Below are 23,738 nucleotides of genomic sequence, written 5' to 3'. Positions count from 1 at the left end.
TGCGTCCGTGGCAGGCTGTGACGGGGCCCGTGACCGCGGGCCCCGTACCTCCCGGAAGGACCGAGACGACCGTGACCGACATCCTCGACGAGCTGCAGTGGCGCGGAGCGGTGGCGCAGACCACCGACGAGAGCGCGCTGCGACAGGCCCTCGCCGACGGACCGATCACGGTGTATTGCGGCTTCGACCCGACGGCCCCCTCACTGCACTTCGGCAACTTCGTCCAGCTCGTCGCCCTGCGACGGCTCCAGCAGGCCGGCCACAAGGTGATCTGCCTCGTCGGCGGGTCCACCGGGCTCATCGGTGACCCCAAGCCGACGAGCGAGCGCCAGCTGCGGACCAAGGAGCACACGGCGCACAACGTCTCCCGGATCAAGGAGCTCGTGCGGCCCTTCCTCGACTTCGACGGGAGCAGCGGCGTCGCGCACCCGGCGATCCTCGTCGACAACCTCGACTGGACCGCACCGATGACCGCGCTCGACTTCCTGCGCGACATCGGCAAGCACTTCCGGGTCAACCAGATGATCCGCAAGGACGCGATCTCGGCCCGGCTCGAGAGCCAGGAGGGCATCTCCTACACGGAGTTCAGCTACCAGTTGCTCCAGGCGCTCGACTACCTCGAGCTCTACCGGCTCCACGGATGCACCCTCCAGCTCGGTGGGTCCGACCAGTGGGGCAACCTCACCGCGGGTGTCGACCTCATCCACCGGACCGAGGGGGCCTCGGTGCATGCGCTGACCTCGCCCCTGCTCACGGACTCCCACGGGGTGAAGTACGGGAAGTCGGAGGGCAATGCCATCTGGCTGTCGGCGGACATGACGAGTCCGTACGCCTTCTACCAGTACTTCCTCAACGTCGAGGACGCCTCGGTGGTCAAGCTGCTCAAGGTCTTCACCGACCGCAGTCGCGAGGAGATCGACGAGCTCGAGCGGCTCGTGGCCGACGAGCCCTACCGTCGTGCAGCGCAGCGGGCGCTGGCTGCGGACATGACCTCCCTCGTGCACGGGGAGGAAGCGACGGCGTCCGTCCAGGCGGCGTCCGAGGCGCTCTTCGGCAAGGGCGATCTCACCGCGCTTGATGCCAGCACCCTCGTCGACGCCACCGCCGAGCTGCCTGGAGCTGACGTGCCGGCAGGCACCGGGTTGCTCGAGGCCCTGGTCGCGACGGGGCTGGTCGACTCCAAGAAGGCGGCTCGGCGAGCCATCGCGGACGGCGCGGTCTCGATCAACGGCACCAAGATCTCCGACGAGCAGCTCGAGCTCGGTCCCGGGGACTACCTCCACGGTCGGGTCGCCGTGCTCCGTCGGGGGCGCAAGAACCTCGCCGCCGCACGCCAGAGCTGAGCCGCACCACCACGTCCGACGGGGTCGGATCGCCCGGATTCTCGGGGGATCCGACCCCGATTTGGTGAAGTGGAGATCCGTGACCTAATGTTCTCGATGTCAGCCCGAGAGGGAGGAACGGACACCACGCGGCAGCCCTTGCAGGGTTGCACCAAGCAGGCCGGTCCCACGAGCTGACACCCACTCCCAGTGAGAGTTCCATAGGCACTTCGGTGCCGCGGGAAGCGAGTTGGAAGCGAGCAGGTCACCTGCTAGAGTGGGAGATCGCCGCAGGCGACAAACCCCCTTCGATCCACCAGGACGAGCGAGTTTGACCCTGTAGCAATCACAGTAGTAACTTGAAGAAGTTGCCCCTTGAAGCATCTGGCCGGAGACGGTGGGTGGTGATGGGTGTGCGTGTGAATCTTGAGAACTCAACAGCGTGTCAAAAATCGATGCCAATACCTCGTCTTGGCTGGTTGTGCCTGGTCCTGCATTCGTGGGGTTGGGTGTGATTGGTCGGATGAATTTTTTCCTTTGGTTGACAATGAATGAACTCAGCGATTGCGCTGGTTGTTCTTGCTCAGTCATGGTTCAGCCCTTTGTTGGGTTACTGATTGGCTCTGATGCTCGCTTTGGTGGGTGTTGGGGTTTTTAATCATCAACGGAGAGTTTGATCCTGGCTCAGGACGAACGCTGGCGGCGTGCTTAACACATGCAAGTCGAACGGTGAAGCTCCAGCTTGCTGGAGTGGATCAGTGGCGAACGGGTGAGTAACACGTGAGCAACCTGCCCCAGACTCTGGAATAAGCGCTGGAAACGGCGTCTAATACTGGATACGAGATCAAGCCGCATGGTTATGGTCTGGAAAGTTTTTCGGTTTGGGATGGGCTCGCGGCCTATCAGCTTGTTGGTGAGGTAATGGCTCACCAAGGCGACGACGGGTAGCCGGCCTGAGAGGGCGACCGGCCACACTGGGACTGAGACACGGCCCAGACTCCTACGGGAGGCAGCAGTGGGGAATATTGCACAATGGGCGAAAGCCTGATGCAGCGACGCCGCGTGAGGGATGACGGCCTTCGGGTTGTAAACCTCTTTCAGCAGGGAAGAAGCGAAAGTGACGGTACCTGCAGAAGAAGCACCGGCTAACTACGTGCCAGCAGCCGCGGTAATACGTAGGGTGCGAGCGTTGTCCGGAATTATTGGGCGTAAAGAGCTTGTAGGCGGTTTGTCGCGTCTGCTGTGAAAATCCGGGGCTCAACCCCGGACTTGCAGTGGGTACGGGCAGACTAGAGTGTGGTAGGGGAGACTGGAATTCCTGGTGTAGCGGTGAAATGCGCAGATATCAGGAGGAACACACCGATGGCGAAGGCAGGTCTCTGGGCCACTACTGACGCTGAGAAGCGAAAGCATGGGGAGCGAACAGGATTAGATACCCTGGTAGTCCATGCCGTAAACGTTGGGCGCTAGGTGTGGGACTCATTCCACGAGTTCCGTGCCGCAGCTAACGCATTAAGCGCCCCGCCTGGGGAGTACGGCCGCAAGGCTAAAACTCAAAGGAATTGACGGGGGCCCGCACAAGCGGCGGAGCATGCGGATTAATTCGATGCAACGCGAAGAACCTTACCAAGGCTTGACATATACCGGAAACTTCCAGAGATGGTTGCCCCCTTTGGGTCGGTATACAGGTGGTGCATGGTTGTCGTCAGCTCGTGTCGTGAGATGTTGGGTTAAGTCCCGCAACGAGCGCAACCCTCGTTCTATGTTGCCAGCACGTTATGGTGGGGACTCATGGAAGACTGCCGGGGTCAACTCGGAGGAAGGTGGGGATGACGTCAAATCATCATGCCCCTTATGTCTTGGGCTTCACGCATGCTACAATGGCCGGTACAAAGGGCTGCGATACCGCAAGGTGGAGCGAATCCCAAAAAACCGGTCTCAGTTCGGATTGGGGTCTGCAACTCGACCCCATGAAGTCGGAGTCGCTAGTAATCGCAGATCAGCAACGCTGCGGTGAATACGTTCCCGGGCCTTGTACACACCGCCCGTCAAGTCACGAAAGTCGGTAACACCCGAAGCCGGTGGCCCAACCCTTGTGGGGGGAGCCGTCGAAGGTGGGACTGGCGATTGGGACTAAGTCGTAACAAGGTAGCCGTACCGGAAGGTGCGGCTGGATCACCTCCTTTCTAAGGAGCACTGGCCACCGTTTGGTGGTCCAGAGCCTAGCTGCCGGCGAGTGTCTGGCAGTAGGTGCTCGGGTGGAACATCGATTATTTGACGCTTGCCTGGTGTGGCTGTTGTTAGTACCGATCACCTGCTCCTTTTGGAGTGGTGACAGTGGAACGCATGAGCTGCCTGGGTGGGTGTCTGACACGTTGTTGGGTCCTGAGGGTTCACGCGAGTGAAGCTTCATGGACCACGACCCCGATGATTACGGTTGTTGGGGTTGGGTTGTGGGCCTTGCCTGGTCGTATACCGCGCTCGTTGTGGGTGTGGGTGTGATCATCTGGTGGGGTTGCCGCCCGTATGTTGAGAACTACACAGTGGACGCGAGCATCTTTATCTTTGTGGCTCAAGTTTTTAAGGGCGCACGGTGGATGCCTTGGCACCAGGAACCGAAGAAGGACGTAGGAATCTGCGATAAGCCTCGGGGAGTCGATAACCAGACTTTGATCCGAGGATTTCCGAATGGGGAAACCCGGCTGGAGGCAAGTCCAGTCACTCCTGTCTGAATATATAGGGCAGGTAGAGGGAACGCGGGGAAGTGAAACATCTCAGTACCCGCAGGAAGAGAAAACAATAGTGATTCCGTGAGTAGTGGCGAGCGAAAGCGGATGAGGCCAAACCGGGCTTGTGTGATAGCTGTCAGGCGTTGCAGGTTCGGGGTTGTGGGATTTTCTGTCTCAGGACTGACATTCTGGGCTGGAGTAAGAAATTCATGTCATAGTCGAAGAGTCTTGAATGGCTCGGCACAGAGGGTGCGACCCCCGTAGACGAAATGGTGTGGACTCCGGATGATTTTTCCCAAGTAGCACGGGGCCCGAGAAATCCCGTGTGAATCTGGCGGGACCACCCGTTAAGCCTAAATATTCCCTGGTGACCGATAGCGGACAAGTACCGTGAGGGAAAGGTGAAAAGTACCCCGGGAGGGGAGTGAAATAGATCCTGAAACCGTGCGCTTACAATCCGTCGGAGCCTCCTTGTGGGGTGACGGCGTGCCTTTTGAAGAATGAGCCTGCGAGTTAGTGCTCAGTGGCGAGGTTAACCCGTGTGGGGAAGCCGTAGCGAAAGCGAGTCCGAATAGGGCGTTCAGTCGCTGGGTCTAGACCCGAAGCGGAGTGATCTACCCATGGCCAGGTTGAAGCGACGGTAAGACGTCGTGGAGGACCGAACCCACTTAGGTTGAAAACTGAGGGGATGAGCTGTGGGTAGGGGTGAAAGGCCAATCAAACTCCGTGATAGCTGGTTCTCCCCGAAATGCATTTAGGTGCAGCGTCACGTGTTTCTTACCGGAGGTAGAGCTACTGGATAGCTAATGGGCCTCACCAGGTTACTGACGTTAGCCAAACTCCGAATGCCGGTAAGTGAGAGCGTGGCAGTGAGACTGCGGGGGATAAGCTCCGTAGTCGAGAGGGAAACAGCCCAGATCACCAGCTAAGGTCCCTAAGCGTGTGCTAAGTGGAAAAGGATGTGGAGTTGCCGTGACAACCAGGAGGTTGGCTTAGAAGCAGCCACCCTTTAAAGAGTGCGTAATAGCTCACTGGTCAAGTGATTCCGCGCCGACAATGTAGCGGGGCTCAAGCACACCACCGAAGCTGTGGCATTGACACACTGCTCGGCACCCTTGTGGTGTCCAGGCGTGTTGATGGGTAGGGGAGCGTCGTGTGGCGAGTGAAGCGGCGGAGTGATCCAGTCGTGGATGCCACACGAGTGAGAATGCAGGCATGAGTAGCGAATGACGGGTGAGAAACCCGTCCGCCGAATAACCAAGGGTTCCAGGGTCAAGCTAATCTGCCCTGGGTAAGTCGGGACCTAAGGCGAGGCCGACAGGCGTAGTCGATGGACATCCGGTTGATATTCCGGAACCGGCGAAGAACCGCCCATGATGAATCCAGTGATGCTAAGCGCCTGAAGCTCATCGTTAGTGACCCTTCGGGGTTGCGCTGGTGAGTGGAACGCGTGACCCGAGCTGGTAGTAGTCAAGTGATGGGGAGACGCAGGAAGGTAGCCTCCGCGTGGCGATGGTTGTCCACGTCCAAGGGTGTAGGGAGTCAGGTAGGCAAATCCGCCTGGCATGTTCCCAAGGCCTGATGGTGACCTCTTTTGAGGGAAGCAGGGTGATCCTATGCTGCTGCCGAGAAAATCCTCTAGCGAGGTTCGAGCCGCCCGTACCCCAAACCGACTCAGGTGGTTAGGTAGAGAATACCAAGGCGATCGAGTGAATCGTGGTTAAGGAATTCGGCAAAATGCCCCCGTAACTTCGGGAGAAGGGGGGCCCGGACCCTGAAGCTCTTTACGGGCTAGGGGAAAGGGCCGCAGAGACCAGGGAGAAGCGACTGTTTACTAAAAACACAGGTCCGTGCGAAGTCGCAAGACGATGTATACGGACTGACGCCTGCCCGGTGCTGGAAGGTTAAGAGGACCGGTTAGCCCCTTGTGGGCGAAGCTGAGAATTTAAGCCCCAGTAAACGGCGGTGGTAACTATAACCATCCTAAGGTAGCGAAATTCCTTGTCGGGTAAGTTCCGACCTGCACGAATGGCGTAACGACTTCTCCACTGTCTCAACCGCGAACTCGGCGAAATTGCACTACGAGTAAAGATGCTCGTTACGCGCAGCAGGACGGAAAGACCCCGGGACCTTCACTATAGCTTGGTATTGGTGATCGGGACGGCTTGTGTAGGATAGGTGGGAGACTGTGAAGCATGCACGCCAGTGTGTGTGGAGTCATCGTTGAAATACCACTCTGGTCGTTCTGGTTATCTAACCTCGGTCCGTGATCCGGATCAGGGACATTGCCTGGTGGGTAGTTTAACTGGGGCGGTTGCCTCCTAAAATGTAACGGAGGCGCTCAAAGGTTCCCTCAGCCTGGTTGGCAATCAGGTGGCGAGTGCAAGTGTACAAGGGAGCTTGACTGCGAGACAGACATGTCGAGCAGGGACGAAAGTCGGAACTAGTGACCCGACGGTGGCTTGTGGAAGCGCCGTCGCTCAACGGATAAAAGGTACCCCGGGGATAACAGGCTGATCTTCCCCAAGAGTCCATATCGACGGGATGGTTTGGCACCTCGATGTCGGCTCGTCGCATCCTGGGGGTGGAGTAGCTCCCAAGGGTTGGGCTGTTCGCCCATTAAAGCGGCACGCGAGCTGGGTTTAGAACGTCGTGAGACAGTTCGGTCCCTATCCGCTGTGCGCGTAGGAAACTTGAGAGAGGCTGACCTTAGTACGAGAGGACCGGGTTGGACGAACCTCTGGTGTGTGAGTTGTTCTGCCAAGGGCATCGCTCATTAGCTACGTTCGGGAGTGATAACCGCTGAAAGCATCTAAGCGGGAAGCATGTCTCAAGATGAGGTTTCCATGGAGCTTTGCTCCGAGAGGCTCCCAGTAGACGACTGGGTTGATAGGCCAGATGTGGAAGTGCAGCAATGCATGTAGCTGACTGGTACTAATAAGCCGATAACTTGATACACACACAACCTTCGTGTTGCGTAAAAAAGAACGATGTTCGCGTCCACTGTGCAGTTCCCGAGATACGGTCGGGACACAATGCACGTCCACTGTATTTCCATAGAGTTTCGGCTGTCATAGCGAAGGGGAAACGCCCGGTCCCATTCCGAACCCGGAAGCTAAGCCCTTCAGCGCCGATGGTACTGCACTGGTGACGGTGTGGGAGAGTAGGACGCAGCCGGACAAACATTCACAAGAAGCCCCCCAGCGAGTCGCTGGGGGGCTTCTTGCATTCCCGGACCAGGCGTTCCGGGCAGCCGGTGCGAACCGGGATCCGCTGACGGGGAAGAATCGTCGGTGGGTGTTGCGTTGAGAGCCCGGGTCGGGAGAGTCTGATCCGAAGCAACAGGTCAAGAGAGGTTGATGTCGTGGACGAGAGGTCGAGCAGGCCGGATCGTGGCCGTGGAGGCGCTGCCGGTCGCGGGGGCCAGGGTCCCCGGGGCGGTTCCGGCGGTGGTCGCGGCGGTTCCGGTGGTCGTGGGCGATCTGGCGGTCGCCCGGACCGGGACGGGTCGTCGGGCCGTCCGCAGCGGGGTGGCCGTCCCGACCGCGGGGACCGCTTCGACCGGTCCGATCGTCAGGGTCGTCCCGAGCGAGGAGGCCGTCCGGAGCGCGGTGGAGCCTCGCGTGACGCGGACGCCGAGAGCCGCAGCGGCTCGCGGCTCGTCCCCAAGGAGGGCCGCAAGCCGGAGCCGGCGATCGCACCGGACGTCACCGGCGCGGAACTCGACCGGAGCGTACGGCAGCAGCTGCGCACCCTGAGCAAGGAAAATGCCGACGGCGTCGCCCAGCACCTCGTCATGGTCGCCGCCCTGCTCGAGGCTGAAGATCTTGACGGTGCCCTCGCCCACGCGGAGACGGCCGTCCGTCGTGCCGGTCGCGTGCCGGCCGCCCGCGAGGCCCTCGGTTTCGTGGCCTACCGGATGGGCGACTACGCCCGGGCCCTCACCGAGTTCCGGACCGTGCGGCGACTCAGCGGCTCCTCCCACCTGCTCCCGCTCATGGTCGACTGCGAGCGTGGCCTCGGCCGCCCGGCCCGGGCGCTGGAGCTGCTGGGCTCGCCCGAGGCCCGTCAGCTCGGCCAGGAGGAGCAGGTCGAGCTGCTGATCGTCGGGTCCGGGATCCGTCGCGACATGGGTCAGCCCCAGGCCGCAGTGCTCGCGCTGCAGGGCCAGGTCGACAAGGTCAAGAACAAGCCGTGGGCGGCGCGTGTCTGGTATGCCTACGCCGACGCACTGCTCGAGGTCGACCGCACGGATGACGCCCGGGCGTGGTTCGCCAAGGCCGCCGTCGCGGACCAGGACGGCGAGACCGATGCCATTGAGCGCGTCGAGGAGCTCGACGGGGTGAGCCTGCACGAGGTCGTCGACGACGTGCCCGGTGAGGGTGCCGACCCGGCCGCCGACGAGTGACGACACCCCCTTCGCCTGACACGCTCGCCGGGGCCCACGACGCCCTGGTCTGCGACATCGACGGTGTGGTCGTCGCCGGCCCAACGGCCATCGACCACGCCGTCGACGTGCTCAACGCGCTGTCGATCCCGGTCCTCTTCGCGACGAACAATGCCTCGCGCACCCCGGCCGCTGTCGGGGAGCACCTTCGCGCGCGCGGGGTCGTCGTCGAGGACGACCACGTCCTCACGAGCTCGCTGGCGGCTGCCCGTGAGCTCGCGGCGCGGCTGCCCGCTGGCGCCGAGGTCATGGCGATCGGTGGCGAGGGGGTGAGTGCCTCCCTTCGTGCTGTGGGACTGACCCCGGTGACGAAGGGGGCGCCCGCAGCGGTGCTCCAGGGCTACGGACCTCATGTCACCGCGACAGACCTCGCGGAGGCCGCGCACGCGGTGCGGGCCGGCGCCGCGTGGGTGGCGACCAACACCGACCGCACGCTGCCGACCGACCGGGGACCGGCCCCCGGCAACGGTGCGCTCGTGGCGGCCGTGCGTTCGTGCGTCGACGTCGACCCCGAGGTCATCGGCAAGCCGCACCCCCCGATGTACCGGCTCGCGGCGAGCGCGCTCGGGGCGAGCCCCGACCGGGTGCTGGCCGTGGGGGACCGGCTCGAGACCGACATCGAGGGAGCCGTGGCGACGGGGATGCCCGGCGTGCTCGTGCTCACCGGCGTCCACGGTCTGGCGGATGCAGCGGCTGCGCCGGTGGAGCGGCGTCCGACGTATGTCATCGCGGACCTGCGCGGTCTCCTGCAGCCCTACCCGCCGGCGCGGACCGAGGGCGCCTGGTGCCTCCGGGGGGACGCCGGGGCCCGCGTGGTGGATGGCCGGCTCGAGGTCCGCGGTGAAGGGCTCGACGCAGATCGCGCTGCGCTCGACGCCCTGTGGGCCGCCGTCGACGGCGGCCTGCTCGACGCGGGGCAGGCAGGGCTCGCCATGACCAGCCGGTAGCGTGGGACGACCCCGACCCGAGGAGTGACGTGGACCCCGTACGTGGACTGATCCATCTGGGCCTGAAGACGACCGAGACGACCCTGGACCGGGCGCTCGAGGTCGTCCGACTGGTCGACACCCTGCTCGTCGCGGGTGCCGTGCCGCCGGTGCGCGAGCAGAGCGACGACGCGCACGCGTGGCCTGCGGAGGAAGAGGGCGACCTCGACGCGCTGAGCACCGCGTTGCGGGAGCGTTCGGCGCTCGACGAGGTCTCGACGGTGCCCGTGGCGCCGGCCAAGAAGGCGACGGCCAAGCCGACCACCGCGAGGGCGCCGGCCACGAAGGCGCCCGCGAAGAAGGCACAGGCCAGGCCGACCACCGCGAAGAAGTCCACCGCGAAGAAGTCCACCGCCAAGAAGGCGCCCGCGAAGAAGGCGACCGCGGGCAGCGCCACGACGAAGACTCCCGCGACGAAGACTCCCGCGACGAAGGCTGCCACGAAGAAGGCCGCCACGAAGAAGGCCGCCCCGAGGAAGACGACGGCCAAGAAGGCGGCGTCGAGCCAGCCCGCATCCCCGGCTCCGCAGACCCTGGCGGTGCTGCCCGATGCCTGAGCAGGCCACGCCCACGCCACCGGTCCCCAGCCCCGGTGACCTCGCGCCCAAGGCGCCCGAGCCCATGCCCGAGGGCACTCCCGCGACCGATGACCTCGTCGTCGATGCCGCCCTTCGTGACCTCTCCGCCGTCGACCCGGACGACCTCGACGCCGTCCTGGCCGCCGGCGAGTCCGTGCACGCCACCCTGACGTCGCGGCTGTCGGACCTCGGGACCTGACGGGTGCGGGAGACCAGCCGGCTCGACGTCGCGCTCGTCGAGCGCGGGCTCGCGCGCAGCCGTACGCGGGCGCGTGAGCTCGTCGAAGCGGGAGAGGTGCGCGTCGCAGGCGCGACCGCGACGAAGACCTCGCAGCAGGTGGGCCCCGACACCCTCGTCGAGGTGACGACCGGCGCCGACCACTGGGTCGGGCGTGCGGCCGGCAAGCTGCTCGGGGCCCTGGACGACTTCGACGTCGCGGTCCCCGGACGCCGCTGCATCGACATCGGTGCGTGCACCGGAGGCTTCACCCAGGTGCTGCTCGAGCACGGGGCCGAGCACGTCGTGGCCCTCGACGTCGGCCACGACCAGCTCGCCCCCGAGCTCGTCGCCGACGACCGCGTCGACGACCTGAGCGGCACGACGATCCGCGGGCTGGCGCCGGCTGACATCGGCGGGCCGGTGCAGCTGGCCGTGGGTGACCTGAGCTTCATCTCCCTTCGCCTGGTGCTCGAGGAGATCGCCGGCCTGCTCACGGACGACGGCGAGGCGGTGCTGCTCGTCAAGCCGCAGTTCGAGGTGGGGCGGGCCCGGCTCGGCAGGCGAGGCGTGGTCACCGACCCGGCCGCCCGCGCGGATGCGATCACCGGCGTGCTCGAGCGCGCCGCCGAGGTCGGGCTGTCGGTCCTCGGGATCACGCGCAGCCCGCTGCGCGGGGGAGAGGGCAACCACGAGTACCTCGTGCACCTGACCCGTCGCACCGGTGTCGGTCTGGCATGGCAGGCTCAGACCCGGATCACCCACGACCTGGTGCAGGAGGAGGACCGATGACCCCGCGGCGCGTGCTGCTCATGGCTCACCCGAGCCGGCCCGAGGCCCTCGAGGTCGCCATGGGTGTCGCGGACAAGCTCGCCCAGGCGGGCATCGAGGTGCGTCTGCCCGCGGGTGAGCTCGGCGAGAGCGTCCTGGGCCAGCACCCTGTCGTCGTCGTCCACGACGGTGACGACCCCGCAGAGGGCGTCGAGCTCGTCGTCGTCCTCGGCGGCGACGGCACGATCCTGCGCGGCGCCGAGGCAGCCCGCGGCAGCGGCGTCCCCCTGCTCGGGGTCAACCTCGGCCACGTCGGCTTCCTCGCGGAGGCCGAGCGGGAGGACGTCGACGCGACCGTCGAGCACATCGTCGAGCGCCGCTACGAGGTCGAGGAGCGCATGGCTCTCGACGTCGTCGCCACCCTCGACGGGCAGGAGATCGCCCGCAGCTGGGCGCTCAACGAGGTGACGGTCGAGAAGGCCTCGCGCGAGCGGATGCTCGTGCTCACCGTCGAGATCGACGGACGTCCCCTGTCCACGTGGGGCTGCGACGGTGTCGTCATGGCGACGCCGACCGGCTCGACCGCCTATGCCTTCTCCGCCGGGGGCCCCGTCGTGTGGCCCGGCGTCGAGGCGATGCTCGTCGTGCCGATCAGCGCGCACGCGCTCTTCGCCCGACCGCTCGTCGTCGCGCCGACCTCCGCGATGGCCGTCGACCTCGTCCCCGGCACCGAGGGCCACGGAGTGCTGTGGTGCGACGGCCGCCGCGCCGTCGACCTGCCCCCAGGAGCCCGCATCGAGGTCTCCCGCTCGCCCGAGCCGGTGCGTCTGGCCCGGCTGAGCAGCTCACCCTTCACCGACCGCCTCGTCGCGAAGTTCGACCTGTCCGTCCACGGGTGGCGCGGCCGCACCCGGCCGGGAGCCTGACGTGCTGCGAGAGCTGCGCATCCGCGACCTCGGCGTCATCGAGGACGCCACCCTCACCCTCGATCCCGGGCTGACCGTCGTCACCGGCGAGACCGGCGCCGGCAAGACGATGGTCGTCACCGGGCTGGGCCTCGTGCTCGGTGGCCGCGCCGACGCCTCGCTCGTGCGCTCCGGCCGGGACGATGCTCTCGTCGAGGCCGAGCTCGAGCTCGCCGACGACCACCCCGCCCGGGACGTCGCCGCCGAGGTCGGCGGCATCGCCGACGAGCCCGAGCTGCTGCTCTCACGCACCGTGTCCGCGAGCGGCCGCAGCCGCGCCCACGTCGGCGGTCGGCGGGCGCCGGTGGGCACCCTGACCGACCTCGGCGAGGGTCTGGTGGCCGTGCACGGCCAGGCCGACCAGTGGCGCCTCAAGCGCCCCTCCCAGCACCGGGCCCTGCTCGACGCCTTCGGTGGAGACGAGGTGGCCGGCCCCGCGGAGGAGGTCGCCCGGGCGCACCGCGCCTGGCAGGAGACGAAGGGGGAGCTGGCTCGCCTCGTCGAGGGCGAGCGCACCCGACTGCAGGAGGTCGAGCTGCTCACCCACCAGCTCGAGCAGATCGACGCCGTCGAGCCGCAGCCCGGCGAGGACGTGCAGCTGGCGCAGGAGGCCGAGCGCCTCGGGCACGCGGAGGAGCTGCGCACCGGCGCCGACACCGCCCACCGGCTGCTCTCCGATCCCGACAGCTTCGACGGCGACGACGTCGTCGGCCGGGTCGCCCGGGCCGGCGACGAGCTCGAGCGGCTCGTCGGGCACGACCCGCAGCTGGCCGATCTGCGCCGCCGGCTCGCCGAGGTGGGCGTGCTGGCCGCGGAGCTCGCGACCGAGCTGTCGGGTTACACCGCGGACATCGAGGCCGACCCCGCCCGCCTCGGAGCCGTCGAGGAGCGTCGCGCCGCCCTCCACGAGCTGACCCGGCGCTACGGCGAGGACATCGAGGCCGTGCTGCGGCACCGCGACAGCTCGCGCGAGCGACTGCTGGGCCTGCTCGGTGCCGACGAACGGATCGAGCAGCTGACCGCGCAGGCCGAGGCCGCGGAGCAGGAGCTCGCGGCAGCGGCCACGCGGCTCACCGCGGCCCGGACCGCGGCCGCTGCGCGACTGGCGTCCGCCGTCGAGGAGGAGCTCTCGCACCTGGGCATGGCCAAGGCCCGCGTCGAGGTGGCCGTCGAGCCGCGCACCGACGAGTCGGCGGCAGAGGTCGCGTCCGACGGCGCCAGTCTGCGGGTCGGACCGGACGGAGCGGACGTCGTCGAGGTCCGCGTCGCGGCCAACCGCGGCGAGCCCCCGCGCTCGGTGGCCAAGGCCGCCTCCGGCGGTGAGCTCAGCCGGATCATGCTGGCCATCGAGGTCGCCACCGCGGGGTCGACGGGCAGCCAGGTGCCCACCTTCGTCTTCGACGAGGTCGACGCCGGAGTCGGTGGTCGTGCCGCGCTCGACGTCGGTGCCCGCCTCGCCGCGCTGGCCCGCACGAGCCAGGTCATCGTCGTCACCCACCTCGCCCAGGTCGCCGCCCACGCCGACCGCCACCTCGTCGTGCACAAGGCGCACGGCGACCAGGTGACCGCGAGCGGTGTCCGGCCCGTCGAGGGCGACGAGCGCCTCGGCGAGCTGTCGCGGATGATGGGTGGCGACGACTCGAGCGTCGGCCTGCGCCACGCGCAGGAGCTGCTCGAGCAGTGCCGCCGCTGATCCGCCACGGCTTCGTGGGACGATGCACCGGATGGCCCTTCGACTGACCCGCGACACGTCCCGCGAGCCGGCGCTGCCCGGCGTGCGCGGCCGCGTGCGGGTCGATCGACGCACCAAGAACCTCACCAAGCGGCTGCAGCCCGGCGACATCGCCGTCATCGACCACACGGACATCGACCGGGTGAGCGGGGAGGCGCTCGTCGCCTGCCGGCCCGCCGCCGTCGTCAACGCCGGCGCCTCGATCAGCGGCCGCTATCCCAATGTCGGGCCGGAGATCATCGTCGGTGCCGGGATCCCGCTGATCGACGTCGACGACGACGAGCTGCTCGGCAGGCTCAAGGACGGCCAGCCCGCGAGCGTCGACGGCGACTCCCTCCACCTGGCGAAGGAGTCGCTCGACGGCACCCGCTGGGAGCTGCCGCAGCTGCACGCCGCGATGGAGTCGGCCCGGGCGGGCCTGGGGACCCAGCTCGAGGCCTTCGCGGCCAACACGATGACCTACCTGAGCCAGGAGCGGGACCTGCTCTTCGACGGAGTCGGCGTGCCCGACATCGCGACCGCACTGCAGGGCCGGCACGCGCTCATCGTCGTGCGCGGCTACCACTACAAGGAGGACCTCGCCGCCCTTCGCCACTACATCCGCGAGTACAAGCCAGTGCTCATCGGGGTCGACGGGGGAGCGGACGCGCTCGTCGAGGCCGGCCACCGGCCCGACCTCATCGTCGGCGACATGGACTCCGTCTCCGACCGGGTCCTCACGAGTGGTGCCGAGGTCGTCGTGCACGCCTACCGCAGCGGCGAGGCGCCCGGCGTCGCCCGGGTCGAGTCCCTCGGTGTCACCCCCGTGGTCTTCCCGGCCACCGGCACGAGCGAGGACATCGCCATGCTCCTCGCCGACGACAAGGGCGCGGACCTCATCGTCGCCGTCGGCACGCACGCGACGCTCGTCGAGTTCCTCGACAAGGGGCGGGCGGGCATGTCGAGCACCTTTCTCACCCGGCTGCGGGTCGGCAGCAAGCTCATCGACGCGAAGGGGGTCAGCCGGCTCTACCGGACCCGCATCTCCTCGTGGTCGCTGGTCGGCCTGGGCCTCGTCTGTCTCCTCGCCCTCTTCGTCGCCCTGTGGTCGACCCCGACAGGGCAGGCCACCCTGCAGCTGCTCGGGGCCCGCTGGGACGACCTGTGGGCCTTCGTCGAAGGACTGCTCACGTGATCGACTTCAGGTACCACCTCGTCTCCCTCGCGGCCGTGCTCATCGCGCTGTCGATCGGGATCGTGCTGGGGGCCGGGCCGCTCAACGACAACATCGGCAGCACGCTCTCGGGCGAGGTCACCAAGCTGCGGCAGGAGAAGGAGGACCTGCGCCGGCAGGCCAACGAGGACCGGCAGGCCATCGAGGGGCGCGACGCCTATGACGAGCAGACCCTGCCGCAGGTCGTCGGGAGCCGCCTCTCCGACGACACCGCGACGGTCGTCGCCCTGCCGGAGGCCTCCGACGACGACGTCGCCGCGGCCCGATCGGTGCTCGAGCGGGCCGGGGCCAGCGTCGCCGACACCGTCGAGGTCACGGCCGACTGGGCCGACGCCGACGCCACGGCGACCCGCGAGCGTGACGCCGTGGGCGACGACGCACTGGGCGAGCTCGGGGTCACCTCGACCGTTCCCGACGGTGCCCAGCCGATCGACCAGGCACTCGCCGTCGTCCTCACGGGCGCCCGAGAGCCCGGCGATGCCGCGCGCGTCGACCGGACCCCGCGCGGCTCCGCCTGGACGCGCCTGCGCGACGCCGGGCTCGTCGACGGGCCGCGCGATGCGCCCGCCGCCGCTGATGTCGTCGTCATCGTCGGGGGTCCCGTCGCTGCGACGTCGGCCACCGCCACCGACTCCGTCGACCGGGGTGCCGAGCGCACCGCCGCGACCTGGGTCGCCCTGAGCCACGTCGTCGACACCCACGCCGACGGGGCCGTGCTCGCCGCGCAGGAGGCGGAGCAGGGGTCCGCCGATGCCTCGCCGGTGACGGTCGCCCGCACCCCGGGCAGCCTCGCGAAGGGGCTCTCCACGGTCGACGACCCCGAGATCCCGATGGGCCGCGCCGCGATCGTCCTGGCCCTCGACGAGCGACTCGACGGCCGCTCCGGCCACTACGGGCTCGGTGCCGGTGCTGATGCCCCCGTGCCGCAGGCACCGTGAGCAGCACAGCCGCAGGCGTCGTGACCACCAGGGCCCTCGTCACCGCCGGCGCCGGCCTCGCCGCTGCCCGGCTGCTCACCCGCGCGTCCCGGCGTCTGCCCGCCGACGTGCGGCGCCCGTGGGAGCGGCACAACCACGCGGGAGCCGCGGTCACCCTGCTCGAGGGCCCGGTCTCGGTCGGCGCAGCCACCCTCGCGGTCGCCATCGGGTCGCCGTCTCCGTCGAGCCTGATCGTCGTCGTCGCACCGGGTCTGCTCGGGGGGCTGGACGACCTCACCGGTGACACCGGGACCAAGGGCCTGCGCGGGCACCTCGGCGCCCTCCGGAGCGGCCGGGTGACCACGGGTGCCCTCAAGGTCGTCGGCCTCGGGGCCACCGCGGCCTGCGTCGCGCTGCTCGAGGGGACGTCCCCTTCGAGCCACGGCCCCGGGGCGGGACGGCTGCGCCGCGCGCTCGTCGACACCGTCGTCATCGCCGGCACGGCCAACCTCGTCAACCTCCTCGACCTGCGACCCGGACGCGCGCTCAAGGTGACCACGGCCGCGGGGACGCTGCTGCTCGCGCCGCCTGTCGCACGTCCCCTGGCGGCGGGGCTCGTCGGTGTCGGCGGCGGGGTGCTGCCCGAGGACCTGGCGGGGGAGTCGATGCTCGGGGACTGCGGAGCCAACGCGCTCGGTGGCCTGCTCGGTCTCGCGCTCGTGCGCGGGCTCGCCCCCGGTGGCCGGCTCGGGGCCGCTGCGCTCGTCACCGGCCTGACCCTGCTGTCGGAGCGGGTGAGCTTCACCCGGGTCATCGAGTCGACGCCCGTCCTGCGTGAGATCGACGCCTGGGGTCGGCGCCGGTGACGACCGGACCGCAGCCCACCGCGGGAGGCGTCGCGCGCGATGCCGGCACCGTGGCCGTCGTGACGGCGCTGTCGCGGGTCGTGGGCTTCGCCCGCTGGCTCGTCTTCGCGTGGGCGGTCGGCGCGACCGGCGTCGGCACGGTCTACCAGAGCGTCAACACGGTGCCCAACATCGTCTACGAGATCGCCGCCGGCGGCATCCTCGCTGCCGTCGTCGTCCCGCTCGTGGCCGGCCGCCTCGGGAGCGCGGAGGGGGAGCGCGCCGACGAGGTCGCCTCCGCACTGCTCACCCGCACCGTCGCCGTGCTGGTGCCGCTCGCCGTCCTCGTGGCGCTCGCCGCTCCCTTCGCCAGTCGTGCCCTGCTCGGGGACCTCGAGGTCGACGGCGCGGTGGCGCTCGGCACCCGGCTGCTGCTCGTCTTCAGCCCGCAGGTGCTCCTCTACGGCATCGGCATCGTCGTCTCCGGGGTGCTCCAGGCGCACCGGAGATTCCTCGCCGCGGCGCTCGCACCGCTGCTGTCGAGCCTCGTCGTCATCGCCACCTATGTCCTGTGGGCCCTCGCCGTGCCGCCCGGCACCCGCCCCGACGCGGTGACGACGGGCGAGCTGCTGCTGCTCGGTGGCGGCACGACCCTCGGCGTCGCCGCGCTCTCGCTGCCCCTGCTCGTCGTCGCCGAACGCGCCGGCATCAGGCTGCGCCCGCGGTGGCGGCTCGCGACCGGGACGGCGGCCCGGGCCCGCACCCTGGCCGGCGCAGGGGTCGTCGCCCTCGTCGCGCAGCAGCTGAGCGTGCTCGTCACCCTCGCCGTCGCCAACCGCTCCGGCGGGGACGGCAGCCTCGTCGTCCAGAACTACGTGCAGGCCCTCTACCTGCTGCCCTACGCCGTGCTGGCGGTGCCGGTCGCGACCGCGGTCTTCCCGGTGCTCGCCGCGACGGCGGGGGAGCCGGAGGACCAGCGTGCCGGCGCCGTGGGCACCCTCGCGGCGTCGCTGCGCGCCGTCGTCGTCCTCGCCGCCGCGGCGGTCGCCGGTCTCGTCGCCGCGGCCGCGCCGGTCGGCACGGTCTTCGCGCAGATCGACCGTCACGGCGAGGGGTCGGATGCGTTGGCCGCCATGCCTGACGCCCTCGCCGCGATGGCGCCCGGCCTGCTCGGCTTCAGCATCGCGGCGGTGGCCCTGCGGGCGCTCTACGCCCGTGGGCGGGCGCTCGTCGCCGGCGCGACGATGGCGCTCGGCTGGCTCGTCGCCGCGGTCGTCCCGGTGCTCGTCCTCGACGAGGGGGCCGGGGCCCACCGCACCCTCGTCGTCCTCGGTCTGGCGATGACCCTGGGCATGTGGGTCGCCGGCGCCGGGCTGCTCGTGCGGGTGCGCCACGACTGGGGTCCCGCGGCCCTCGCCGGGCTGCCCCGAACCCTCGTCCTGGCCCTCCTCGCCCTCGGGCTCGGGCTGGCGGTGCACCGTCTCGCCGACGGGCACTGGCCCGAGGATGCGCTCGCCGCGACCCTCGTCGGCGCGCTGGCCGCCGTCGTCGTCGCGGGCGTCGTGCTGCTCGTCGGGCTGTGGATCGACCCCACGGCACGCGCCCGCGTGCCCGGGCTGCGCGGGAAGGCGGTGGCCCGGTGAAGGTCCTGCTCTGCCTCGCCTCCGCCGCCGGCGGCATCGGTACCCACGTGGCCGATCTCGCCCGGTCGATGCACGCCGCCGGGCACACCGTGCAGGTCGCGACCGATGCCGCGACGCGGGCGCGCTTCGACCTGCCGGGGCAGGTGCCGCTCACGGTCGCGGCCGTGCGGGAGCTGGCCCGTGGGGCCGACGTCGTGCACGCCCACGGTTTCCGCGCCGGGCTCGTGTCGGCTGTGGCGACCGCGGCCACGGCCCCGACCACCGCCCAGCCCAGGCGTGGTGGCGAGCCGGGCGGCCGGGCGCCCCTCGTCGTCAGCCTGCACAACCCGGTGCGTGGTGCCGGCCTGTCGCCGCGTCGGCTCGTCGGTGGGCTGGCGGCCCGGGCAGTCATGCGTCGGGCCGACCTCGTGACCGGCGCGAGCAGCGACCTCGTGGCCGACGCGCTCGCCCTCGGGGCCCGGCGGGCGGAGCTCGCCGAAGTCCCCTCGCCGCGGGTGCCGGCGCTGCTCGCCACCGACCGCGCGGCGTGGCGGGCGGAGCACCGCGACGCGCTGCTCGCTGCGCACGAGGTGAGCGGTGCCCCCTTCGTCCTGACCATCGCGCGGGTCGCCCCGCAGAAGGGCATCGACGTGCTCGCCGCGGCCGCCGACGGCGCCCCGGGAACGTGGGGGCTCGTCGGACCGGGCCAGGAGACGCTGACGACAGGGGGAGCGTTGCACCTGCTCGGGGAGGCCGCCGACGTCACGCCGTGGCTGCTCGCCGCCGACGTGCTCGTCGTGCCGAGCGAGTGGGAGGCGCGGGCGCTTGTCGTGCAGGAGGCGATGGCGGCCGGCACACCGGTCGTCGCCCGCCGGGTCGGCGGGCTGCCCGACCTGCTCGACGGTGTCGGGCTGCTCGTCGACGGTCCGCAGACGGAGGCGGCCGGACCGCTCGCCCGCGCCGTCGGGGCGGTCCTCGACCACCCCGAGCGGGCGGCACGCGCCGCGGACGCCGCCCGGGAGCGGGCGCGTGGCTGGGACGGGCTCGAGTCCAGCGCGACTCGCTGGGTGCTGCGTTACCGAGCACTCGCCCACGTGACGTAGATTGGAACCCCGTGGTGGCACTGACGAAACACATCTTCGTGACCGGAGGAGTCGTCTCCTCACTCGGCAAGGGACTGACGGCCTCGAGTCTCGGGCACCTGCTTCGAGCGCGTGGCCTGTCGGTCACGATGCAGAAGTTGGATCCCTACCTCAACGTCGACCCGGGGACGATGAATCCCTTCCAGCATGGTGAGGTCTTCGTCACCGAGGACGGGGCCGAGACCGACCTCGACATCGGGCACTACGAGCGCTTCCTCGACACCAACCACGACGGCTCGGCCAATGTGACGACCGGTCAGGTCTACAGCCGGGTCATCGCGCGCGAGCGCAAGGGCGAGTACCTCGGCGACACCGTCCAGGTCATCCCGCACATCACCAACGAGATCACCTCGCGGATGCGGGCACCCGCCGCCGGCAGCCCCGGCGTCGACAACGCGAGCGCGCCCGACGTCATCATCACCGAGATCGGTGGCACCGTCGGCGACATCGAGTCGCTGCCCTTCCTCGAGGCCGCTCGCCAGGTACGCCACGAGCTCGGCCGCGACAACTGCTTCTTCCTGCACGTCTCGCTCGTGCCCTTCATCGCGCCGAGCGGCGAGATGAAGACCAAGCCGACGCAGCACTCCGTCGCTGCCCTGCGCCAGGTCGGCATCCAGCCCGACGCGCTCGTGCTGCGCGCCGACCGCGAGATCCCCGCCGACATCAAGCGCAAGATCTCGATGTCGTGCGACGTGGAGAAGGACGGCGTCGCTGCGTGCGTCGACGCCCCGAGCATCTACGACATCCCCAAGGTGCTGCACCGCGAGCACCTCGACACCTTCGTCATCCGTCGCCTCGGGCTCAACTTCACCGACGTCGACTGGGGCAGCTGGGACACCCTGCTGCGGCGCGTGCACCAGCCCCGCCACGAGGTCGAGGTCGCGCTCGTCGGCAAGTACATCGACCTGCCCGACGCCTACCTCTCGGTCACCGAGGCGTTGCGCGCGGGTGGCTTCCACAACGACGCCAAGGTGCGCATCCGCTGGGTGCCCTCCGACGACTGCGAGACGCCGGCCGGGGCGAGCAAGGCCCTCGGCGGGGTCGACGCGGTCCTCGTGCCGGGCGGCTTCGGCGTGCGCGGCATCGAGGGCAAGCTCGGTGCGCTGCGCTGGGCTCGCGAGCAGCAGGTGCCCACGCTCGGCATCTGCCTGGGCCTGCAGTGCATGGTCATCGAGTACGCCCGCAACGTCGCCGGCATCGCGGGTGCGAGCTCGACCGAGTTCGACCCCGCCTCGAGCGCGCCGGTCATCGCGACGATGGAGGAGCAGAAGTCCTTCGTCGACGGGGCCGGCGACCTCGGCGGCACGATGCGCCTGGGCTCCTACCCGGCCGACCTGCGCGAGGGCTCGGTCACCGCGCAGGCCTACGGGTCGACCCAGGTCACCGAGCGGCACCGCCACCGCTACGAGGTCAACAACACCTACCGCGATCAGCTCGAGCAGGCGGGCCTCGTCGTGAGCGGCACCCACCCGCAGCTCGGGCTCGTCGAGTTCGTCGAGCTGCCGCGCGAGGTGCACCCCTACTACGTCTCGACCCAGGCGCACCCGGAGTTCAAGTCGCGGCCCGACCGTGCGCACCCGCTCTTCATCGGGCTCATCGGTGCGGCCGTGCAGGCCCAGCGTGACGCGCGCCTGGTCGAGGTCGAGCCGCCGGTGGAGGCGGCCGAGGCGGCCGAGGCGGAGACCGCGGACGTCGAGGCCTGATGGCCGACGAGACGGTGCCGTTGCGCGACGAGCTGCTCACCCGCTTGGTGACCTCCAGCGAGGTGGTCTTCGAGGGCGCGGTCTGGGATGTGCGTCGTGACACCTTCGAGCTCGAGGGCGAGACCCTGGTGCGCGAGGTCGTCGACCACCCGGGTGCCGTCGCCGTCCTGGCCCTCGATGAGCAGGACCGCGTGCTGCTCATCCGGCAGTACCGTCACCCCGTCTCGGCCAACGAGTGGGAGATCCCCGCCGGCCTGCTCGACATCGCGGGTGAGGACCCGCTCGTCGGCGCGCAGCGCGAGCTGGCTGAGGAGGCCGACGTCACGGCCGACGAGTGGGCGGTCCTCGTGGACTACTTCACCTCGCCCGGTGGCATGGACGAGGCGATCCGCGTCTACCTCGCGCGGGGGCTGCGTCCCGTGCCCGAGGGCGAGCGGCACCAGCGAGAAGGGGAGGAGGCGCACTTGCTCCAGCGGCGCGTCCCCCTCGACGAGGTCGCCGCGGCGGTCCTCGCCGGGGACCTGCACAACTCCACCCTCGTCATCGCGACGATGACGGCCCGGGCGTCCCGAGAGGGCGGCTGGACCTCCCTTCGTCCTGCCGACAGCCCGTGGCCCGAGCACCCCGGCCGCAGGGAGGGCCCGACCGGCTGATCAACCCGTTGGCCCGGCACCCGCCGGGCTCCGTAGGATGGACCGGCCCGCGCGACCCGCCGGGCGACCCGAAGGACAAGGAAGAACACCCCGTGCTCCGCACCCACGACGCCGGCACCCTGCGTGCCGAGCACTCCGGCCAGACCGTCACCCTCACCGGCTGGGTGGGCCGCCGACGTGATCACGGTGGCGTGGCCTTCCTCGACCTGCGCGACGCATCGGGCGTCGCCCAGGTCGTCGCCCGCGACGAGGTCCTGACGGGTGCGGCGCACGACCTGCGCAACGAGTACGTCATCAAGGTCGTCGGCGAGGTCGCCCCGCGCGACCCCAAGGACGTCAACCCCAATGTGCCGACCGGCGAGATCGACGTCGTCGCCAGCTCCATCGAGGTGCTGTCCGAGGCCGCCCCGCTGCCCTTCCAGATCGACGAGCGCGTGAGCGTCGGCGAGGAGGCCCGCCTCAAGCACCGCTACCTCGACCTGCGCCGCCCGGGCGCCACGAGCGCCGGCGCCGGTCTGCGCCTGCGCAGCAAGGTCAACGCCGCGGCCCGCTCGGTGCTCGCCGAGCGCGACTTCGTCGAGATCGAGACCCCGACCCTCACCCGCTCCACGCCCGAAGGCGCCCGCGACTTCCTCGTGCCCGCGCGCCTGGCGCCGGGCGAGTGGTACGCCCTGCCGCAGAGCCCGCAGCTCTTCAAGCAGCTGCTCATGGTCGCCGGCATGGAGCGCTACTACCAGATCGCCCGCTGCTACCGCGACGAGGACTTCCGCGCCGACCGGCAGCCGGAGTTCACCCAGCTCGACATCGAGATGTCCTTCGTCGAGCAGGACGACGTCATCGAGCTCGGCGAGGCGATCGCCAAGGCCGTGTGGGCGACCATCGGTGTCGACCTGCCCACGCCCTTCCCGCAGATGACCTATGCCGAGGCCATGGAGCGCTACGGCTCCGACAAGCCGGACCTGCGCTTCGGGGTCGAGCTCGTCGACTGCACGGCGTACTTCGCCAACACCCCCTTCCGCGTCTTCAAGAACGACTACGTCGGCGCGGTCGTCATGCCCGGTGGCGCCAGCCAGCCGCGTCGCCAGTTCGACGCCTGGCAGGAGTGGGCCAAGCAGCGCGGTGCCAAGGGCCTGGCCTATGTCACCGTCGGCGAGGACGGCGAGCTCGGTGGGCCGGTCGCCAAGAACATCTCCGACGAGGAGAAGGCCGGCCTGGCCGCCCACGTCGGCGCGGCTCCCGGTGACTGCATCTTCTTCGCGGCGGACAAGGCCAAGGCGGCTCGGGCCCTGCTCGGTGCTGCCCGTCAGGAGATCGCGCAGCGCTGCGAGCTCATCGACGAGACCGCGTGGTCCTTCCTCTGGGTCGTCGACGCGCCCCTCTTCGAGCCGGCCGGTGACGCCGTCGCCGCCGGTGACGTGGCGGTCGGTGCCGGCGCGTGGACCGCGGTCCACCACGCCTTCACCAGCCCGAAGGAGGAGTTCCTCGACACCTTCGACACCGACCCCGGACCGGCGCTCGCCTATGCGTACGACATGGTCTGCAACGGCAACGAGATCGGTGGCGGGTCGATCCGTATCCACCGCAAGGACGTGCAGGAGCGCGTCTTCAAGGTCATGGGCCTGGACGAGGAGTCGGCGCAGGAGAAGTTCGGCTTCCTGCTCGAGGCCTTCAAGTACGGCGCCCCGCCGCACGGCGGCATCGCCTTCGGCTGGGACCGGATCTGCATGCTCCTGCTCGGTGCCGACTCGATCCGCGACGTCATCGCCTTCCCCAAGTCCGGCGGCGGCTACGACCCGCTGACCGACGCGCCCGCCCCGATCACCCCGGAGCAGCGCAAGGAGGCGGGCATCGACGCCACGCCGAAGCGTGACGAGGACGAGCAGGCGGGGGCCTGAT

16 protein-coding genes and 3 rRNA genes are annotated in these 23,738 nt (G+C 69.1%); all 19 read left to right on the top strand.

What is annotated here, in order from left to right; all coding sequences use genetic code 11:
- The first annotated feature begins 71 nt into the window (after positions 1–71).
- The 19 genes from tyrS (at position 72) to aspS (ending at position 23,737) form a co-directional block, all read left to right on the top strand.
- Positions 72–1,343, top strand: a complete 1,272-nt coding sequence (gene tyrS, locus ACQBJO_RS09805; protein ID WP_421009067.1) for a tyrosine--tRNA ligase — start codon at positions 72–74, stop codon at positions 1,341–1,343.
- Between the two features lie 640 nt (positions 1,344–1,983).
- Positions 1,984–3,508: ribosomal RNA gene (locus ACQBJO_RS09800) — 16S ribosomal RNA — on the top strand.
- Positions 3,509–3,892: 384 nt separating this feature from the next.
- Positions 3,893–7,009, top strand: a 23S ribosomal RNA gene (locus ACQBJO_RS09795).
- A gap of 105 nt (positions 7,010–7,114) precedes the next feature.
- Positions 7,115–7,231: ribosomal RNA gene (rrf, locus tag ACQBJO_RS09790) — 5S ribosomal RNA — on the top strand.
- Together the 16S, 23S and 5S rRNA genes form the textbook arrangement of a ribosomal RNA operon.
- A 184-nt stretch (positions 7,232–7,415) precedes the next feature.
- Positions 7,416–8,459: a tetratricopeptide repeat protein gene (locus tag ACQBJO_RS09785; protein ID WP_255183626.1), complete on the top strand. Its 1,044-nt coding sequence runs from the start codon at positions 7,416–7,418 to the stop codon at positions 8,457–8,459.
- Positions 8,456–9,445, top strand: a complete 990-nt coding sequence (locus ACQBJO_RS09780; RefSeq protein WP_421008438.1) for an HAD-IIA family hydrolase — start codon at positions 8,456–8,458, stop codon at positions 9,443–9,445. Before ACQBJO_RS09785 ends, ACQBJO_RS09780 begins: the two co-directional genes overlap by 4 nt.
- Positions 9,446–9,474: 29 nt before the next feature.
- Complete coding sequence (locus tag ACQBJO_RS09775) at positions 9,475–10,041, top strand: hypothetical protein (protein ID WP_421008437.1); 567 nt, start codon at positions 9,475–9,477, stop codon at positions 10,039–10,041.
- Complete coding sequence (locus ACQBJO_RS09770) at positions 10,034–10,261, top strand: hypothetical protein (RefSeq protein WP_421008436.1); 228 nt, start codon at positions 10,034–10,036, stop codon at positions 10,259–10,261. The genes ACQBJO_RS09775 and ACQBJO_RS09770 overlap by 8 nt, the downstream gene beginning before the upstream one ends.
- Before the next feature lie 3 nt (positions 10,262–10,264).
- Positions 10,265–11,071, top strand: a complete 807-nt coding sequence (locus ACQBJO_RS09765; protein ID WP_421008435.1) for a TlyA family RNA methyltransferase — start codon at positions 10,265–10,267, stop codon at positions 11,069–11,071.
- The gene (locus ACQBJO_RS09760; RefSeq protein ID WP_255183621.1) at positions 11,068–11,976 is read left to right on the top strand and encodes an NAD kinase; all 909 of its coding nucleotides are present in this window, start codon (positions 11,068–11,070) and stop codon (positions 11,974–11,976) included. The genes ACQBJO_RS09765 and ACQBJO_RS09760 overlap by 4 nt, the downstream gene beginning before the upstream one ends.
- A gap of 1 nt (position 11,977) precedes the next feature.
- Positions 11,978–13,708, top strand: coding sequence for a DNA repair protein RecN (gene recN, locus ACQBJO_RS09755; RefSeq protein WP_421008434.1), 1,731 nt, complete (start codon positions 11,978–11,980; stop codon positions 13,706–13,708).
- Positions 13,709–13,739: 31 nt separating this feature from the next.
- A complete protein-coding gene (gene steA / locus ACQBJO_RS09750) occupies positions 13,740–14,921 on the top strand; it encodes a putative cytokinetic ring protein SteA (RefSeq protein WP_421008433.1) in 1,182 nt (393 codons plus the stop codon).
- Positions 14,918–15,898 (top strand): copper transporter, encoded by a 981-nt coding sequence (locus ACQBJO_RS09745; protein WP_421008432.1) that lies wholly within the window; start codon positions 14,918–14,920, stop codon positions 15,896–15,898. Before steA ends, ACQBJO_RS09745 begins: the two co-directional genes overlap by 4 nt.
- Positions 15,895–16,743 carry a hypothetical protein gene (locus ACQBJO_RS09740; RefSeq protein WP_421008431.1) on the top strand — a complete coding sequence of 283 codons (849 nt, stop codon included), beginning with the start codon at positions 15,895–15,897 and terminating at the stop codon, positions 16,741–16,743. The genes ACQBJO_RS09745 and ACQBJO_RS09740 overlap by 4 nt, the downstream gene beginning before the upstream one ends.
- Positions 16,740–18,365, top strand: a complete 1,626-nt coding sequence (gene murJ / locus ACQBJO_RS09735) for a murein biosynthesis integral membrane protein MurJ (protein ID WP_421008430.1) — start codon at positions 16,740–16,742, stop codon at positions 18,363–18,365. The genes ACQBJO_RS09740 and murJ overlap by 4 nt, the downstream gene beginning before the upstream one ends.
- The gene (locus tag ACQBJO_RS09730; protein ID WP_421008429.1) at positions 18,362–19,447 is read left to right on the top strand and encodes a glycosyltransferase family 4 protein; all 1,086 of its coding nucleotides are present in this window, start codon (positions 18,362–18,364) and stop codon (positions 19,445–19,447) included. The genes murJ and ACQBJO_RS09730 overlap by 4 nt, the downstream gene beginning before the upstream one ends.
- Before the next feature lie 11 nt (positions 19,448–19,458).
- Positions 19,459–21,189, top strand: a complete 1,731-nt coding sequence (locus ACQBJO_RS09725) for a CTP synthase (RefSeq protein ID WP_421008428.1) — start codon at positions 19,459–19,461, stop codon at positions 21,187–21,189.
- A complete protein-coding gene (locus ACQBJO_RS09720; protein ID WP_421008427.1) occupies positions 21,189–21,842 on the top strand; it encodes an NUDIX domain-containing protein in 654 nt (217 codons plus the stop codon). The genes ACQBJO_RS09725 and ACQBJO_RS09720 overlap by 1 nt, the downstream gene beginning before the upstream one ends.
- A 92-nt stretch (positions 21,843–21,934) precedes the next feature.
- Complete coding sequence (gene aspS, locus ACQBJO_RS09715; RefSeq protein ID WP_421008426.1) at positions 21,935–23,737, top strand: aspartate--tRNA ligase; 1,803 nt, start codon at positions 21,935–21,937, stop codon at positions 23,735–23,737.
- Position 23,738: the final 1 nt, after the last annotated feature.

The sequence above is a fragment of the Janibacter zhangyanbonis genome (genome assembly GCF_050507325.1).
Lineage (GTDB): Bacteria > Actinomycetota > Actinomycetes > Actinomycetales > Dermatophilaceae > Janibacter.
Note: the sequence above shows the minus strand (reverse complement) of the source record. Positions and strands in the feature narration are given on the sequence as shown.

Excerpts from the sequence above, each read along its gene's own strand:
- ACQBJO_RS09760 (WP_255183621.1), top strand. The coding sequence starts at position 11,068 with ATGACCCCGCGGCGCGTGCTGCTCATGGCTCACCCGAGCCGGCCCGAG.
- ACQBJO_RS09770 (WP_421008436.1), top strand. The coding sequence starts at position 10,034 with ATGCCTGAGCAGGCCACGCCCACGCCACCGGTCCCCAGCCCCGGTGAC.
- steA (WP_421008433.1), top strand. The coding sequence starts at position 13,740 with ATGGCCCTTCGACTGACCCGCGACACGTCCCGCGAGCCGGCGCTGCCC.
- ACQBJO_RS09720 (WP_421008427.1), top strand. The coding sequence starts at position 21,189 with ATGGCCGACGAGACGGTGCCGTTGCGCGACGAGCTGCTCACCCGCTTG.